This window comes from Streptomyces microflavus, from assembly GCF_014650075.1.
GTDB lineage: Bacteria > Actinomycetota > Actinomycetes > Streptomycetales > Streptomycetaceae > Streptomyces > Streptomyces microflavus.
Genome location: NZ_BMUG01000004.1, coordinates 215,894 through 229,619 on the forward strand (window position 1 = coordinate 215,894; position 13,726 = coordinate 229,619).

Sequence of the window (13,726 nt, forward strand, 5' to 3'; positions counted from 1 at the left end):
CCGGGCCGCGACCAGGACCCGCCCCGGGGTCAGACCCCCAACTCCTGTGCCAGCACGGCCGCCTGGACCCTGCTCCGCAGCCCCAGCTTGGCCAGCAATCTGCTGACGTGCGTCTTCACCGTCGCCTCCGCCATCGAGAGCCGCAACGCGATCTCCGCGTTCGACAGCCCCTCGCCGAGACACCCCAGCACCTCCCGCTCGCGCCGGGTCAGGGCGTCCAGCACCGCCGGATCGGCCGCACCCGCCGTCCGTACGGTCCGCGCTCCGGCGAACTCCGCGATCAGCCGCCGGGTCACGGCCGGGGCGATCAGCCCCTCGCCGCGCGCCACCGTCCGTACCGCCTCCAGCAGATCGCGGGCATCGGTGTTCTTCAGCAGGAAGCCCGACGCCCCGGCCCGCAGCGCCCCGAAGACGTACTCGTCCAGATCGAACGTGGTCAGCACGAGGACGTCCGCCAGCTCCTCCGCCACCACCTGCCGGGTCGCCGACACCCCGTCCAGCCGCGGCATCTGCACATCCATCAGGACGAGATCCGGCCGGAGTTCACGCGCCAGGCGCACCGCCGCCTCGCCGTCCCCCGCCTCCCCGACGACCTCGATGTCCGGCGCGCTGGAGAGGATCAGCACCAGCCCCGCCCGCACGGCCGCCTGGTCCTCAGCCACCACCACCCGGATCGTCATTTCCTCATCGTTCCTTCCGTCGCGGGCAGTTCGGCCCGTACCCGCCAGATCTTCGTGCCCTCGCCGTCCGCCTCGGCCCCCGCGCCGAACGTCCCGCCGAGCAGCGCCACCCGCTCCCGCATCCCCACCAGACCGGCCCCCGAACCCGGCGCCGTGGGCCCCGGCCGGCTGCCGAACGCACTGGTCACCTCGACCGCCAGCACCTCACCGGCGAGGTCGAGCCGCACGGTCACCGGGCCCGGCGCCGCGTGCTTGAGGGCGTTGGTCAGGGACTCCTGCACGATCCGGTACGCCGCCAGCTCGACCGGCGTCGGCAGCGGAACGGCGGCCTCCGCCCGGGTGTCCTCCAGTACGCAGACCAGCCCGCTGGATGCGCCGTTCCCGTTCGCCTGCTCGACCAGGGCGTCCAGGGAGGCGAGCGTCGGTGCGGCGGCCGGGGCACCGTCCTCGCCGCCCTCGCGCAGCAGCCCGATCAGCCGGCGCATCTCCGCGAGCCCCTCGACGCTGTTCTCCCGGATCACCTTGAGGGCGCGCCGCGAGGTCTCCGGGTCGTCGATGGACAGGGCCGCCGTGGAGTGGATCGCGACGGCGGAGAGGTGGTTGGCCACCATGTCGTGCAGCTCCCGGGCCATCCTGGCCCGCTCGGCGATCACCGCCTGCGTCCGGTCCATCTCGGCCAGCCGCGCGGTCTGCCGGGCGGCCAGCCGGGCGGCGTCGGCGGCGGTGCGGTGGTTGCGCACGCTGACACCGGTGATCGCGGGGATGAAGGAGATCAGCCCCGTGACGACACCGATCAGCAGCGCCTCGGGGGTACGGAACCAGGCCAGGAAGCCGATGGTGGACGCGACGGTGATCAGGAGCGTGGCCACCGGGATCCGGCGGGCCGCGGCCGGGGTCCCGTAGAGCACGGCCGCGTACATGACGTCCGTGAACATCAGGATGGTCGCCAGGCTGCCCCGGGTGAACTGGTCCGCGATCAGCGCGAGCGTGCCGACGATCAGCGCCGTCCGCGGGGCGCTGCGGCGCAGCAGCTCCATCGCGGCCATCACGGTCAGCGGTACGAGGGTGATCCAGGGTGCCGAGAAGGGGCGGCCGCCCTGGGTGTGCAGGCCGAGGAGCCACAGGAGCACCCCGCCGAGCAGCCCGGAGACGGCGAGGGCCACGTCGTCGCGGTGGGGGCGGATCGAGGTGAACACCCCTCCATCCAACACGCACCGCCGCCGCCGGGCCTCCCTTCGCAGACCGATGCGCGGCTACATCGAAGGATGCAGTCCCGTTTCGTCACTGCTGACGACGCCCCGCCGCCCGGCGGCCGGGAGGCTGGAGGACAACGGGAGGAGAGAGCCGTGATCGCCGTTCTGGTCGTGTTCTGTGAGGTCGCTTTCTGGGTGCTGCTGGCCGCCGGGCTGGCACTGCGGTACGTCGCGAGGAAGCCGAGGCTCGGCGCGGCCGTACTGCTCTGCGAGCCGCTGCTGGAGGTGGTGCTGCTGGTGGTGACGGTGATCGACCTGAGGAACGGGGCCGAGCCCGACTGGAAGCACGGTCTGGCCGCCGTCTACATCGGTTTCACCGTGGGCCTCGGCCATCACACCATCAAGTGGGTCGACGCCCGGGTCGCCCACCGCTGGTTCGGCGGCCCGCCGCCGGTGAAGCCGCCGAAGTACGGGATGGCCCGCGCCGCCCACGAGTGGCGCACGGCCGTCCGCTGGATCCTCGCCGCGGTGGTCGCGCTGGGCCTGCTCCAGGCGGCGATCTGGTACGTCGGCCCGGGCGACGGGACCGCCTCGCTGCAGGGCTGGCAGCAGAAGATGGGCCTGGTGATCGGCATCAACCTGATCATCGCCGCGGGCTACACGCTCTTCCCGAAGCAGGCCCCGAAGGACGCCGCCGCGGAACGGGAGCCCGCCGACAGGCTCTAGGTATCTAGCGCTCACCGCCCGGCACCCACAGCACGTCCCCGACCTCCTTGTTCGCGCTCCGCGCCAGGATGAACAGGAGGTCGGAGAGACGGTTGAGATAGGTGGCGGTCAGGGCGTTCATCACCTCGCCGTGCACCTCCAGCGCCGCCCAGGTGGACCGCTCGGCGCGCCGGACCACGGTGCACGCCTGGTGGAGCAGCGCGGCCCCCGGCGTACCCCCGGGAAGGATGAAGCTGCGGAGCTTCTCCAGCTCCTCCAGGAAGCGGTCGCAGTCCGCCTCCAGCTTGTCGATGTAGGACTGCTCGACCCGCAGCGGCGGGTACTTCGGCTCCTCCACCACCGGGGTGGACAGGTCGGCGCCCACGTCGAAGAGGTCGTTCTGGACCCGTACGAGGACCTTCACCACGTCCTCGGACAGCTGCCCCAGCGCCACGGCGGTCCCGATCACCGCGTTGGCCTCGTTGGCGTCCGCGTACGCCGCGATCCGCAGATCGGTCTTGGCGGTGCGGCTCATATCGCCGAGGGCCGTGGTGCCCTGGTCGCCGGTCCGGGTGTAGATGCGCGTCAGATTGACCATGGGGCCAGCCTAGTTAGCCTCCGGGGCCTCAACTACGCGCGGCGCGGAGCCGAATGAAGCGTCCCGGTGTGATGTCCGTCATTCGAGACGTGACGCGCATCTCTTCAGGGCCCCAGCGCCCCCGGCGAGTACTAATCTCCGCCGGAGAGCATAAGAAGAGCCGTTGCGAAATGCCGCCCGTGCGGACGTGGACGCGGACAGAGAACAAGGGGTGCGAACGTGGCCAGGAAGCTCGCCGTCATCGGGGCCGGACTCATGGGATCCGGGATCGCGCAGGTCTCCGCCCAGGCGGGCTGGGACGTCGTGCTGCGGGATGTCACCGACGCCGCGCTGACCCGCGGACTGGACGGCATCAAGGCCTCGTACGACCGGTTCGTCTCCAAGGGCAAGCTGGAGGCGTCCGACGCCGAGGCCGCCCTCGCGCGCATCACCACGACCACCGAGCTCGACGCCGTCGCGGACGTGGACATCGTCGTGGAGGCGGTCTTCGAGAAGCTGGAGGTCAAGCACGAGATCTTCCGCGCCCTGGACAAGGTCGTCGGCGAGAACACCGTGCTGGCCTCGAACACCTCCGCCATCCCGATCACCAAGATCGCGGCCGTGACGGAGCGTCCGGAGCGCGTCGTCGGCGTCCACTTCTTCTCGCCGGTCCCGATGATGCAGCTCTGCGAGCTGGTGCGCGGCTACAAGACCAGCGACGAAACCCTCGCCACCGCACGGGAGTTCGCCGAGTCGGTCGGCAAGACCTGCATCGTCGTCAACCGCGATGTGGCGGGCTTCGTCACCACCCGGCTCATCTCGGCGCTCGTCGTCGAGGCCGCGAAGCTGTACGAGTCGGGCGTGGCCACGGCCGAGGACATCGACACCGCCTGCAAGCTGGGGTTCGGCCACGCCATGGGCCCGCTCGCCACGGCCGACCTGACCGGCGTCGACATCCTGCTCCACGCCACCGGCAACATCTACACCGAGTCCCAGGACGAGAAGTTCGCCGCCCCCGAGCTGATGCGCCGGATGGTCGACGCAGGTGACATCGGGCGCAAGAGCGGGCAGGGCTTCTACACGTACTGACGGCAGCCGCACCCCCGGCCCGCCGGCCCGCCGCCGTCGGGGCCGGGGAGCCGGGGAGTGTACCCGGCAGTGCCCGGTCTCCGGCGAACCGACGTCACTCCACCGAGTGAATTCGGTATCGGTTCGCTTACAGACGGCAACTTCCCTGTCGTTGCGGCAGTCAGTTGTGAAAGAGACAGAAGAGACAGACGGACCTCGCTACGGAGCAACAGCAGGGGAGCGCATATGCATATCAGGGGCGACCACGCCGAGCTGGTCGTCGGGGGCCGCCTCGACGTCCGAAGCGCGGCGGACGCCCGTACGGTCCTCCACTCGGCCGTCGACGACGGAGTCGGCGATCTCGTGCTGGACCTGACCGAGCTGAATTCCTGGGACGCCACCGGACTCGGCGTCATCATGGGAGCCCACCGCAGAGCGGGCCGGGCCGGACGCCGCCTCGTGCTGCGCGGTGTCCCGCCGCAGATGCAGCGCCTCCTGGTGGCCACCCGGCTGCACCGCATCCTGGCGATCGAGGGCGGGATCGCCGCCGAATCGCTGCCGCGCGTCTGAGCCCGGACGGACCCGGACGGAATCGTTCCGCCGCCGCGCGTCCGACTCCGGACGGACCGCACCCAGCGGCAGAAGACGCGCAATCCTCACCGGAATGTGACGTCCCGGACGGCATGGCACCCCGCCCGTGCGTGGATACTGTGCGAAGGTCTAGGGTTCGGCCGTCTGCCCCATGACACCCACCCGAGGCAGACACCGGACCGGAAGCGACAGCGGGGCGTGTGAGGCCGGAGGGGCAACCGAGCGCGACGCGTCTGGGGGACTTATCGATGGACCCGACACACCAGGGGCCGGAAGAGTACGGGCGACACTCCGACGGCGCTGACGACTCCGACGGCCGGCGCCGGCCGTCCCGCGAGTCCGGCAGCGCCGACTTCGGCCAGCCGACACCGAAGCAGGTCCGGATCGTCCAGCTCACGGTCGGCGACCTCCTGCTCACGGTCAACCCCGTGGACGGCAGCGAGGTCGAGACCTGCCCGCCCGGCTCGCAGCCCGACGCACCCGTCCGCCGCACCCCCGCCGAACGCGCCGACCACGAGCGCGCCGGCGCACCACCCGTCCCGGCGGGCCCTCCCGGCCCGCAGCTCCCCCTGCTGGAGCGCCACCAGGAGCACGAGCGGCTGGTGGGCCTGCTGGCCCGCGGCCGCAGCGTCCGGCTCACCGGCCAGGCCGGCTCCGGCCGCACCGCTCTCCTGGACGCCGTCGCCGCCGACTGCACGGACCTGGCCCCCGACGGCGTCGTCCGCCTCAACGGCCACCGGCGCACCACCGCCGACCTGCTGTACGGCCTCTTCGACGCGGTTCACCGCTCCCCGCTGCACCGCCCGGAGCCCCAGGAGCTGCTCGCCCTCGTCCGCTCCATCGGTGCCGTCGTCGTCATCGACGACCTGGAGATCGGCGGGGCCGCCCTCGACGAACTCCTCGAAGCCACCCCCGAGTGCGCCTTCCTCCTCGGGACCGCGCCCGACCTCACCGCCCCCGGCATCGACGCCCACCTGGAGGAGGTCCTCCTCGCGGGCCTCGGCCGCTCCGCCTCCCTGGAGCTCCTGGAGAAGGTCGTCGAGCGCCCCCTCACCGAGGACGAGCGGAACTGGGCGGGCGACCTCTGGTTCGAGTCCGAGGGGCTGCCGCTCCGCTTCGTCCAGGCCGGATCGCTGCTGCGCCAGCGCGACCGGCTGAACACCGACCCCGAAGCCTTCGACGAGTACGACTACTTCGAGCCACGCCCGGGCGACGCGCCGCCGGTCCCCGAAGCGCCCACCGCCGAGACGCTGGACGTGCCGCTGCCGAGCCTCGGCGAGGGGGCGGCGCCCGCCGTCCTGCTCGCCTCCCGGCTCAGCGAGGCGGCCCGCGAGACCCTGCGCTTCACCGTCGCGCTCGGCGGCGAGGTGCCGCACCAGGCCCATCTGCCGGCCCTCGTGGGCGACACCCACGCGGACGCCGCCCTCGGCGAACTCGCGGGGTGCGGACTGCTCTCCCCGGCGGGCCCCCGCTACCGGCTCGCCGCCGGTGTCCTCGCCCAGCTGGAGGCCGGCGGCTACGCGGAGAGCGCGGCCACCCACGCCCGTACCGCCGCCCAGCACTACGCCTGGTGGGTCTCGCACCCCTCGGTCACCCCGCAGCGGGCCGTCGCCGAGGCCGACGCGATCGTCGCCGCCATGGGCCGCCTGATCCCCGACGCCGAGGCGGGCCAGGCCAGCGCGGCCGTCCTGCTGGCCCGCAGCGCCGCTCCCGCCCTCGCGGCAGGGATCGCCTGGGGCGCCTGGGAGAAGGCGCTCAGGGCCGGCCAGGAGGCCGCCAGGATCGCCGGTGAGGTCGCCGAGGAGGCCTACTTCCACCACGAGTTGGGCATCCTCGCCCTCTGTTCCGGAAACCTCGACCGGGCCCGTACGGAGCTGGAGACCTCGATCTCCATGCGCGGCGCGCTCGCCGACAAGTCCGGGGCGGTGGCCGGCCGCCGCGCCCTCGCCCTGGTCGCGGACCGCTCCGGCGGCCTCGAAACCCCGGTCCGGTCCCAGGTGGGCGACGAGGTGCCCGCCGTACGCCAGGACCTCCTTCCCGGTACGCCGTCGGCCGCGTTCCCCGGTCCTCCGCTCTTCGCCCGGCAGACGGTCGAGGAGGACCCCACCCTCATCTCCTCGCTGCCCGCCACCGCCCCCCGCATCCCCGCACCGAAGCCGGGCGGCGGGCGCGCGGTCCTGGGCGGCGCCCGGCGCAACCTGGCCGCCGCGGGCGCGGGCGCGCTGCTGATCGCCGTGCTCGGCACCGTCGTCACCCTCGGCCTCACCGCGGGCGACCCCGAGGAGCCGGGCAGCCGCAACGTCACCACCGAGCAGTCGTCCCCCGAGGACGCCACCGACGACGGCTCCCCGGCCGACGAGCCGGACGACGGCCCCGCGCCGGACGACGGTGCCCCCGGCAACGAGGCGCCCACCACCCCGGGCTCCTCGGAATCCGCCACGCCCAGCACCTCCGGCTCGCCCTCCCCGGGCCCCTCGTCGCCGGACGGCAGCTCACCGGGCACGGGTGAGCCGTCGGGCGACCCGAGCAGCAGCACGTCAGGTGGGCCCTCCCCGACCAAGACCCCGCCCAAGCCCTCGCAGAGCACGAGCACCGGCCCGAGCGCGACGCCCAGCGAGTCGGAGTCGGAGCCGGAGCCGACTCCGTCGGAGACAACCCCCACGGAAACCCCGGACCCCCCGGACACCTCCTCCTCCGCCAGCGGCCCCGCCGAGTCGGCCAGTGCCAGTGCCAGTGCCGACGCCCCGGCGGAGAGCGACGACCCCACCGAGGCTGCGGCCTGAACACACGGAAGCCGGGCACCCCGCAGAAGGGGCGCCCGGCTTCGGCCGTTCAGGGGCGGCGGGTCAGAACAGGCGCAGCTTGTCGTCCTCGATGCCGCGCATCGCGTTGTAGTCGAGCACCACACAGCCGATGCCGCGGTCCGTCGCGAGCACCCGCGCCTGGGGCTTGATCTCCTGGGCCGCGAAGATGCCCTTGACCGGGGCGAGATGCGGGTCGCGGTTGAGCAGCTCCAGATAGCGGGTCAGCTGCTCCACCCCGTCGATGTCGCCGCGCCGCTTCAGCTCCACGGCCACCGTCCCCCCGTCCGCGTCGCGGCAGAGGATGTCCACCGGGCCGATGGCGGTGGGGTACTCACGGCGGATCAGGGTGTGGCCCTCGCCGAGGATCTCGATCCGGTCGGCGAGCAGCTCCTGGAGGTGCGCCTCCACACCGTCCTTGATGAGCCCCGGGTCCACGCCCAGCTCGTGCGAGGAGTCGTGGAGGATCTCCTCCATCGTGATGATCAGTTTTTCGCCCGCCTTGTTCACCACGGTCCAGACGCCTGCCTCATCGCCGGCGCCCTCCTTCAGGGTGCACGGCGGCGACATCCAGTTGAGCGGTTTGTACGCCCGGTCGTCGGCGTGGATCGAGACGCTGCCGTCCGCCTTCACCAGGATCAGACGGGGGGCGGAGGGCAGGTGGGCTGTGAGCCGGCCCGCGTAGTCGACGGAGCAACGGGCGATGACGAGACGCATGGTCGGCAACGCTACTCGACCGGAGGGGCCCGACGCGATTTCCCCATCCGTCCACCCCTGTCACTCGCTCCTCAGCGCGCGGCGGCGAAGCGGGCTTGCCCCTCTTTGCGCCCCTTCGTTAGTGGCCGGTTGTGTTCCCAATCTCCTGGTGCGGCCTCCACCGCACGCTTAACGTGGATGCAGGAGGTCGCCGCCCGTGCACGCTGCGTCGTCGCCCTCCTTCCCTGCCCGTAAGGCCCCGGTCACCGTCCGGGGTCGCGAGAGGAGAACCCATGTCGCTCGACGTCTCACCGGCGCTGTTGGAACAGGCCGAGCGAGGCGAGGTCGACGAAGCCGACTTCGTCGACTGCGTCCGGACCTCCCTGCCTTTCGCGTGGGAGATGATCAGCTCTCTGGTGGCTCAGCTGAAGGTCGACGGCGGCCAGTTCGCCGACAACCAGACGCCGCCGCCGGACGAGCAGGCACGTGGTCAGCTGCTGCGTGCGCTCGCGAGTGATGCGATACGCGGCGCGCTCCAGCGGCACTTCGGAGTGCGTATCGCTTTCCAGAACTGCCACCGCGTCGCGGTGTTCCCGCTGGACGCCTCGGTCGACGACCGACTGGCCAAGTTCACTTCGGTGAGGGGCCAGTTGCTCAACCAGTCGCCCGAACTACGGGACTGCTGAACGCTTCTGCTGCCGCTTCGGGCCGCGGGAGGTGCAACTGGCTCCGGGGCGGCAGCTCCCGTACCACCGCACCACGCTCCACCGCATCACGCATCACGCATCACGCGAGGTCATTTCGCATGCACAAGCGCAGGTCAGGTGAGCAGTGGCAGTACGTCGGCGCCGAGCCGCCGCACGTTCTCCTCGGTCGCCGCGAGGTCGCCCGATCCCTCCACCAGGAGCGCGAAGCGGGTGATGCCGGTCCGCTCGGCGGTGGCCGCGAGCCGGTCGGCGGCCAGCTGCGGCGGGCCCACCGGGTGCAGTGCGCACAGCAGTTCCGTGTACGCGACGGGGTCCCGCATCACGCGGTGCCGGGCGTCGACCGTGACATGGGCGTCCAGCCCCTGGCGCAGCCAGCCGGGCATCGTCTTCACCAGGGTTTCCGTGGCGTCGCCGGGTCCGTCCGCGATCTGGGCCACCCCTGCGGACACATGTGCGGCCCCCTCGACCACCTCCGGCGGATGGCCGGCCTCCCGGGCCGCCGTACGCCACAGGGCGACCATCTCCGCCTTCTCCGCGTCCCCGCAGTGCATGCCCAGCAGCATCGGCAGCGCCCGGCCCGCCGCCAGCCGCACGCTCTTCGGGGAGGTGCACGCCACGATCACCTCGGGCCCGGACGTGCCGACCGCCCCCGCCGCCCCGTCCAGCAGCTCGTCCGCGCGCGGCACCACCGCCACCTCGCGGAAGCCGAACCGCTCCCCGCGCCCCGCGACCCGCGGCTCCCGCAGCCAGTCGAGCAGCAGCTCCAGCGCCTCGGGGAAGCCGTTCTCGTACGCGTCGAGACCGCCCCCGAAGACCTCCAGGTCCACCCAGGGGCCGCCCCGGCCCACTCCGAGCGAGAACCGTCCGCCGCTGGTCAGATGGAGCAGCGCGGCCTGTTCGCCGAGGGCGACCGGGTGGTGGTTGGGCAGCACGCTGACGGCGGTGCCGACCCGGATCCGCCGGGTCCGGCCGAGCAGCAGCGCGGCCAGGGTGGTGGCGGACGGGCAGACCCCGTACGGCACGAAGTGGTGCTCGGCCAGCCAGACCGAGTCGAGCCCGGACTCCTCCGCCGCCTCCGCGGACCGGACGGCCCGGTGCAGGGCCTCGCCCGGCCCCTGGCCCGGGAACTGAGCTGCCAGAACGAACGTTCCGATGCGCATCGCGTGTTGCCTCCTTGCGGCCGACGCGTGTCTCCCCCACTGGCAACAACGTCTGACACGTGCCAAAGGCACGGTCCGGGACGAAATTGTTGCGATTTTCCGCTAACTCACTCCCGTGCCCGATCGCGCCGTCGGCCCCACCCGGCACCTGCCCCCTGCGGCAGGCTCTAGGCTTGGTCCCACCGTGCCCGAGCCGCCCCCGTGAGGTGTCCTGTGTCCCCGCGCCGCAACCGCCCCCGTGGCGGCGACAGTCCCGACGAACACCCCGGTACGGCGCTGGGGCGGTACGGCGGGGGAGGGGCGGCCGAGAGCTGGCAGGGCGAGCAGTGGTCGGTGCGCCCGGTGAGCGGCGCGAGCGCCCAGGGCAAGCGGTACCGCTGCCCCGGCTGCGACCAGGAGATCCCCTCCGGCGTTCCGCACCTCGTCGCCTGGCCCGAGTTCGGCGGCATCGAGGACCGCAGGCACTGGCACAAGGCGTGCTGGAACGCGAAGGACCGCCGCACCACCCGGGTGCAGCGGTCCAGGAACGCGCCGCGCTACTGAGAGCCGTACGTCCCCTCAGACGTCCCGCCGGTCCAGCGCCAGGTAGGCGCCGCCCATGGCCACGGCCGCCACGGCCAGCATCAGCAGCAGCGGCTCCCAGCCGGACGGGCCGGTCTCGGTGACCGTCGAGCCGTACAGCGCGCCGAGCTGGTTGGGGATCGAGTACTCGAAGAGGAAGCGCTGCAGGCCGCGCAGGCTGTCCGAGAACATGAACAGCGCGAGGACCAGCGGCAGCAGCACCACGGCGATCATGACCGTGATGGCGCCCGCCGAATGCCGGATGATCGCGCCGACCGCCAGCGACACCAGGCCGAGGGCCGCGATGTAGAGCCCGACCCCCACGGTGGCGCGCAGCCACACCGAGCCGGAGTCGATGCCGCCGCCCAGGATCGCCGTCTGGAAGACCGCGACGACCGTGGCCGTCACCGTGGTGATGACGAAGGCGAGCAGGAAGAAGACGATCGCCTTCGCCGTCAGTACCCGGGCCCGGCTCGGGCAGGCCGTCAGCGTCGTACGGATCATGCCGGTGCTGTACTCGGAGCCGATGGTCAGCACGCCGAGGGTGATCACACAGATCGAGCCCAGCAGCACCCCGAAGAAGCCGAGGGCCACGACCGGCTCGCCCGCCAGGTCGGTGTCGGCGGCGGCGATCAGCAGCGCGGACATCAGCCCGATCGCCACCATCAGCACGACCATCACGCCCAGGGTCCACAGGGTGGAGCGGACGGAACGGATCTTCGTCCACTCCGAGGCGATCGCGTCGCCGAGCGTGGCGCGGCGGATCGGGATGGGCGACTCGTAGTACCCCAGCAGGCCGCCCGGCACGTTCGCCTGGGGGTGCTCGTGGGCCTGCGGGGCGGCCGGCGTCGTCATCGGGGGTCCTCGCTGGTCTGCTCCCCGGCCCGGTCGGCGGGGGAGGGCTCGGGGGCGGCCGGGGGAGGCGCGGTGGCCGGGCCGGGTGCGGGTGCGGTGGCCGAGTGAGTGGCCGCGTACGGGTTCTGGCCGGGCGGCGGCGGGGCGTACCAGCTCTGCTGCGGTACGTCCGCCGGCTGGTGCTGCGGGTAGTGGCCGGGCTCGGCCCCGTAACCGCCCTGAGTGCCCCCGTAGCCGCCCTGAGCGCCCCCGTAGGCCGCCTGCGGGGGCTCCAGGAGCCCCGCCTTGGCGTCGTCCGTCGAGCGGTAGTCCACGACGCCCTGCGTCATCCGCATGTACGCCTCCTCCAGCGAGGCCCGGTGCGGCGACAGCTCCCAGAGCCGTACGTCGGCCCCGTGGGCCAGGTCGCTGATCCTCGGCAGCGGGAGGCCGGTGACGCGCAGGGCGCCGTCCGGCTCGGACATCACGCTGCCGCCCGCCTCGATGAGCGAGGACGTCAGCTTCTCCCGCTCCTCGGGGGCGCTCTCGGGGACCCGGACCCGGGCGAAGTCGGCGGAGTTCGCCGAGATGAAGTCGGTGACGCTCATGTCGGAGAGCAGCCGGCCGCGCCCGATCACGATCAGATGGTCGGCGGTGAGGGCCATCTCGCTCATCAGGTGGCTGGAGACGAAGACCGTGCGGCCCTCCGACGCCAGCGTCTTCATCAGGTTGCGGACCCAGTGGATGCCCTCGGGGTCGAGACCGTTGACCGGCTCGTCGAAGAGCAGCACCTGCGGGTCGCCGAGCAGCGCAGCGGCGATCCCGAGCCGCTGCCCCATGCCGAGCGAGAAGCCGCTGGAGCGCCGCTTGGCGACGTCCTGGAGCCCGACGACGCCCAGCACCTCATCCACCCGCCGGGCCGGGATCCCGGCCAGCTGGGCCAGCGACAGCAGGTGGGTGCGGGCGGTCCGCCCGCCGTGCACCGCCTTGGCGTCCAGCAGCGCGCCCACCTGGCGCGGAGCGTTCGGCAGGCTCCGGTAGGGGTGCCCGCCGATCGTGACACGGCCCGCCGTCGGCCGGTCCAGGCCGAGGATCATCCGCATGGTCGTGGACTTGCCCGACCCGTTGGGACCGAGGAAGCCGGTGACGGCCCCCGGCCGCACCTGGAAGGAAAGGTCGTCCACGGCCGTCTTCGCGCCGTAGCGCTTGGTCAGGCCGACTGCCTCGATCATTCTCCAGCCCCATCGACTCACTCTGTCGTTCGGGGCTCGGGCCACCTGGCCGCACACCCCCGTAAGAGTTAGGAGGATAACCAGGCCTTGACGGTTCCGGCCAAGTTCGGCACAGGCTGCGAGCGGGCGGTTACGGGCTCTACGCGTCCCGGTTCTTCAGGACCAGGTAACCGCCGAGCACCGCCGCCACCACCCAGGCGACCATGATCCCGAGCCCGGCCCAGGGACCGTACGGCGACGGATCGCTGCCCATCGCCTCCGGGACGACCTGCATGATCTTCGACCCGGCCTGGTCGGGGAAGTACCGGATGACGTCCTTGGCGTACGGCACCGCGGCCAGGATGTTGGAGATCAGCAGGAAGAACGGGATCAGGATGCCCATCGACAGCATGGAGCTGCGGAGCATCGCCGTGACGCCCATGGAGAAGATGGCGATCAGCCCCATGTAGAGGCCGGCGCCGACCACCGCGCGCAGGACGTTCTCCGCGCCGAGGTCGGTGCCCCGGTCGCCCAGCAGGGCCTGGCCGAGGAAGAACGAGACGAAGCTGGTGAGCAGGCCGACCAGGAGGGCCAGTACCCCGGCCACGGCGATCTTGCTGAAGAGGAGTGTCCCGCGCTGCGGCACGGCGGCCAGCGAGGTGCGGATCATGCCGGAGCTGTACTCCGTGCCGACCACGAGCACCCCGAACACGATCATGGCGAGCTGGCCCAGGACCGTGCCGGAGAAGCTGACGAGCGTCGGGTCGAAGGTGAGCTGCTCGGTCTCGGAGAGGTCGTCGAACGTGCCGTTCACCAAGGCGCTGACGCCCGCGCCCATGGCGACCGTGACCGCGAACGCGCAGATGAGCGTCCAGGTGGTGGAGGAGACCGTACGGATCTTGGTCCACTCGGAGTTGAGGACCGCGGGTACCGAAGCCATCG

Annotated in this window: 14 protein-coding genes; 6 read left to right on the forward strand and 8 right to left on the reverse strand. The window is 72.2% G+C overall.

Going from position 1 to position 13,726, the window contains the following annotated elements; all coding sequences use genetic code 11:
- Positions 1-29: 29 nt before the first annotated feature.
- Together IE264_RS13310 and IE264_RS13315 are read right to left on the reverse strand one after the other, a co-directional pair.
- On the reverse strand, positions 30-680 hold the full coding sequence (locus IE264_RS13310; protein WP_032758592.1) for a response regulator: 651 nt from the start codon (positions 678-680) through the stop codon (positions 30-32).
- On the reverse strand, positions 677-1,876 hold the full coding sequence (locus IE264_RS13315; RefSeq protein WP_032758593.1) for a sensor histidine kinase: 1,200 nt from the start codon (positions 1,874-1,876) through the stop codon (positions 677-679). Before IE264_RS13315 ends, IE264_RS13310 begins: the two co-directional genes overlap by 4 nt.
- A gap of 150 nt (positions 1,877-2,026) precedes the next feature.
- Between IE264_RS13315 and IE264_RS13320 the strand changes: the two genes are divergently transcribed.
- The gene (locus IE264_RS13320) at positions 2,027-2,599 is read left to right on the forward strand and encodes a hypothetical protein (RefSeq protein WP_032758594.1); all 573 of its coding nucleotides are present in this window, start codon (positions 2,027-2,029) and stop codon (positions 2,597-2,599) included.
- A 4-nt stretch (positions 2,600-2,603) separates the two neighbouring features.
- Here IE264_RS13320 and IE264_RS13325 read toward each other — a convergent pair whose 3' ends face one another.
- Positions 2,604-3,176, reverse strand: coding sequence for a cob(I)yrinic acid a,c-diamide adenosyltransferase (locus IE264_RS13325; RefSeq protein ID WP_015611387.1), 573 nt, complete (start codon positions 3,174-3,176; stop codon positions 2,604-2,606).
- A gap of 219 nt (positions 3,177-3,395) precedes the next feature.
- Between IE264_RS13325 and IE264_RS13330 the strand changes: the two genes are divergently transcribed.
- The 3 genes from IE264_RS13330 to IE264_RS13340 all read left to right on the forward strand — a co-directional run bounded on the left by IE264_RS13330 (position 3,396) and on the right by IE264_RS13340 (position 7,597).
- Complete coding sequence (locus tag IE264_RS13330; protein WP_015611388.1) at positions 3,396-4,244, forward strand: 3-hydroxyacyl-CoA dehydrogenase family protein; 849 nt, start codon at positions 3,396-3,398, stop codon at positions 4,242-4,244.
- 225 nt (positions 4,245-4,469) lie between these two features.
- Entirely contained in the window at positions 4,470-4,793 is a 324-nt protein-coding gene (locus IE264_RS13335; protein ID WP_015611389.1) for an STAS domain-containing protein, read from the forward strand.
- A gap of 269 nt (positions 4,794-5,062) precedes the next feature.
- The gene (locus IE264_RS13340) at positions 5,063-7,597 is read left to right on the forward strand and encodes an ATP-binding protein (RefSeq protein WP_032758596.1); all 2,535 of its coding nucleotides are present in this window, start codon (positions 5,063-5,065) and stop codon (positions 7,595-7,597) included.
- Positions 7,598-7,660: 63 nt separating this feature from the next.
- On the opposite strand, the gene nucS is transcribed toward IE264_RS13340, so the two are convergent.
- On the reverse strand, positions 7,661-8,332 hold the full coding sequence (gene nucS / locus IE264_RS13345; RefSeq protein WP_015611391.1) for an endonuclease NucS: 672 nt from the start codon (positions 8,330-8,332) through the stop codon (positions 7,661-7,663).
- 272 nt (positions 8,333-8,604) lie between these two features.
- On the opposite strand from nucS, the gene IE264_RS13350 reads away from it, so the two are divergent.
- The gene (locus IE264_RS13350; protein ID WP_003966234.1) at positions 8,605-8,997 is read left to right on the forward strand and encodes an SCO5389 family protein; all 393 of its coding nucleotides are present in this window, start codon (positions 8,605-8,607) and stop codon (positions 8,995-8,997) included.
- Between the two features lie 134 nt (positions 8,998-9,131).
- On the opposite strand, the gene IE264_RS13355 is transcribed toward IE264_RS13350, so the two are convergent.
- Positions 9,132-10,178, reverse strand: a complete 1,047-nt coding sequence (locus tag IE264_RS13355; RefSeq protein ID WP_032758597.1) for an LLM class flavin-dependent oxidoreductase — start codon at positions 10,176-10,178, stop codon at positions 9,132-9,134.
- Positions 10,179-10,391: 213 nt separating this feature from the next.
- Here IE264_RS13355 and IE264_RS13360 point away from each other — a divergent pair, with 213 nt between their 5' ends.
- Positions 10,392-10,721 (forward strand): Rv1322 family protein, encoded by a 330-nt coding sequence (locus tag IE264_RS13360; protein ID WP_015611393.1) that lies wholly within the window; start codon positions 10,392-10,394, stop codon positions 10,719-10,721.
- A 15-nt stretch (positions 10,722-10,736) separates the two neighbouring features.
- Here IE264_RS13360 and IE264_RS13365 read toward each other — a convergent pair whose 3' ends face one another.
- The 3 genes from IE264_RS13365 to IE264_RS13375 form a co-directional block, all read right to left on the reverse strand.
- On the reverse strand, positions 10,737-11,594 hold the full coding sequence (locus tag IE264_RS13365; protein WP_032758598.1) for an ABC transporter permease: 858 nt from the start codon (positions 11,592-11,594) through the stop codon (positions 10,737-10,739).
- Positions 11,591-12,805, reverse strand: coding sequence for an ABC transporter ATP-binding protein (locus IE264_RS13370; RefSeq protein ID WP_032758599.1), 1,215 nt, complete (start codon positions 12,803-12,805; stop codon positions 11,591-11,593). The genes IE264_RS13365 and IE264_RS13370 overlap by 4 nt, the downstream gene beginning before the upstream one ends.
- A gap of 139 nt (positions 12,806-12,944) precedes the next feature.
- Positions 12,945-13,724 (reverse strand): ABC transporter permease, encoded by a 780-nt coding sequence (locus IE264_RS13375; RefSeq protein WP_015611396.1) that lies wholly within the window; start codon positions 13,722-13,724, stop codon positions 12,945-12,947.
- Between the last annotated feature and the right edge of the window lie 2 nt (positions 13,725-13,726).

What these genes read in the sequence shown, in the direction of transcription:
- IE264_RS13310 (WP_032758592.1), bottom strand. Translation starts at nt 680, where the DNA reads ATGACGATCCGGGTGGTGGTGGCTGAGGACCAGGCGGCCGTGCGGGCG.
- IE264_RS13325 (WP_015611387.1), bottom strand. Translation starts at nt 3,176, where the DNA reads ATGGTCAATCTGACGCGCATCTACACCCGGACCGGCGACCAGGGCACC.
- IE264_RS13335 (WP_015611389.1), top strand. Translation starts at nt 4,470, where the DNA reads ATGCATATCAGGGGCGACCACGCCGAGCTGGTCGTCGGGGGCCGCCTC.
- IE264_RS13340 (WP_032758596.1), top strand. Translation starts at nt 5,063, where the DNA reads ATGGACCCGACACACCAGGGGCCGGAAGAGTACGGGCGACACTCCGAC.
- nucS (WP_015611391.1), bottom strand. Translation starts at nt 8,332, where the DNA reads ATGCGTCTCGTCATCGCCCGTTGCTCCGTCGACTACGCGGGCCGGCTC.
- IE264_RS13350 (WP_003966234.1), top strand. Translation starts at nt 8,605, where the DNA reads ATGTCGCTCGACGTCTCACCGGCGCTGTTGGAACAGGCCGAGCGAGGC.
- IE264_RS13355 (WP_032758597.1), bottom strand. Translation starts at nt 10,178, where the DNA reads ATGCGCATCGGAACGTTCGTTCTGGCAGCTCAGTTCCCGGGCCAGGGG.
- IE264_RS13365 (WP_032758598.1), bottom strand. Translation starts at nt 11,594, where the DNA reads ATGACGACGCCGGCCGCCCCGCAGGCCCACGAGCACCCCCAGGCGAAC.
- IE264_RS13370 (WP_032758599.1), bottom strand. Translation starts at nt 12,805, where the DNA reads ATGATCGAGGCAGTCGGCCTGACCAAGCGCTACGGCGCGAAGACGGCC.
- IE264_RS13375 (WP_015611396.1), bottom strand. Translation starts at nt 13,724, where the DNA reads ATGGCTTCGGTACCCGCGGTCCTCAACTCCGAGTGGACCAAGATCCGT.